Below are 1,600 nucleotides of genomic sequence, written 5' to 3'. Positions count from 1 at the left end.
ACACCAACTCCGGATCCCCCGGAGCAACAGCATCAGCACTCACCCAGAACCCCGACCCGGAGTCATCGACCGACACCGTCACCGGATAGTTCGTCCGATCCCAGCTGAACAGCAGCTGCATCCCGGGGCGTTCGCCGGTGCCCTTGTTCCCGGCCGCTTCCTCGTGACCGGGCCTTCCGCCGTTCCGGCGAGGGCCGCCGCTGTGGCGGTAGTTGAGCAGGGAGGTGAACAGGGGAGTCTGCGGTGGGACGTTGCTGGCTTTCTGGGCGAGTGCCAGGGGTGCGTGCTCGTGCACGAGCAGGCCGGCCAGCTGGGACTGCATCGCCTTCACGGCACCGACGACGTCCAGGTCCGCGACGTCCACCCGTACCGGCAGGGTGTTCATGAACGGGCCGGGGATGCGTTCCGCCCCTCGCCCGGCGGACATCCGGCCCAGTAGTACGGTCCCGAACACCACGTCACCGCGGCCGGACAGACTCGCCAGCACCCGCGCCCACGCCACATGGAACAGCGTCGCCGGACTCACCCCCAGCACGCGCGCCCGCTCCCGCACCCGTTCCGCCAGCCCCTCGTCCATCACCGACCGCGCCCGCCGCATTCCGGAACCATCGCCGCGGGCGTCCAACAGCCCGAAGGGCAGAGTCGGTTCCGTGACGTCCCCGAGGAGACCGGTGAAGTACTCCTCGTGCTTCTCACGGGGAACACTCAGCCGGGCCTGGGCGACGAAGTCACGGAACGGCAGCGGAGCCGGCAACTCATCCCCACGACCGGCCATGAACGCCGCGACCTCACCCATGACCACGTCCAACGCCGTGTGGTCCTGGAGCAGATGATGCACCTGCACCAACGCAAGCCACCGGTCGCTGTCCGGCTCCTGCGCCACATGCACCCGCAGCAACGGCGCCTGACGTAGATCCAGCCATGACCCGGCCACGTTCAGCAGGTGCCTGGTTGCTTCCTGTCCGTGCACCCCCTCCGGCAGCGTTGTTTCTGTGACGGGGACGACCGCGGACCGCCACACCACCTGAACCGGCTCGGGCAGCCCCTCCCAGACCAGGGCCGTGCGGTGAATGTCGTGCCGGTCCACCACTCGTTGCAGCGCGGCCAGGAATGCGTCCAACCGTTCACGGCCGTCGAAGGCCACCACCGTCGGCGTCAGGTACACGTCCGCCTCACCCGGCCTGGCCAGCAGGTGGTGGAAGAAGATGCCCTCCTGCAGCGGGGCGAGCGGATACACGTCCGCCACATTGCTCGCACCGCCGGGTACCGCCTCACAGATCAGGCCGATCTGGGAGCGCGTGAGCTCCACCAACGGCAGCATCTCCGGCTTGATCACCTGTGCGTCCTGGGGGATCCCGTTCGGCGGTACCTCCACCTCCGCGACAGATCCGGCCGCTGCCAAGGCCGCCGGGGTAGGCGCCTCGAAGAGTGCCCGTACCGACACTCCGAACCCTCGCTCGCGCAGGAGCTGCAGCAGCGAGACGGCCAGCAGGGAGTGACCGCCCAGTTCGAAGAAGTTGTCGTCCGCGCCGACCCGTTCCAGGCCAAGGACCTCGGCGAACGCCTGGCACACGATCTCCTCGGCCACCGTCTCCGGACC

At 68.8% G+C, this 1,600-nt stretch carries 1 protein-coding gene; it reads right to left on the bottom strand.

Annotation, left to right across the window (positions count from 1 at the left end; genetic code table 11):
• Positions 1 to 1,600 (bottom strand): condensation domain-containing protein (locus ACFWXC_RS53020; protein ID WP_384491549.1); only part of this gene is annotated, 1,600 nt, incomplete at both ends.

The organism is Streptomyces sp. NPDC058683 (assembly GCF_042716195.1).
In the GTDB taxonomy this organism is placed as follows: domain Bacteria; phylum Actinomycetota; class Actinomycetes; order Streptomycetales; family Streptomycetaceae; genus Streptomyces.
This window is presented reverse-complemented; position numbering and strand designations above follow the sequence as displayed.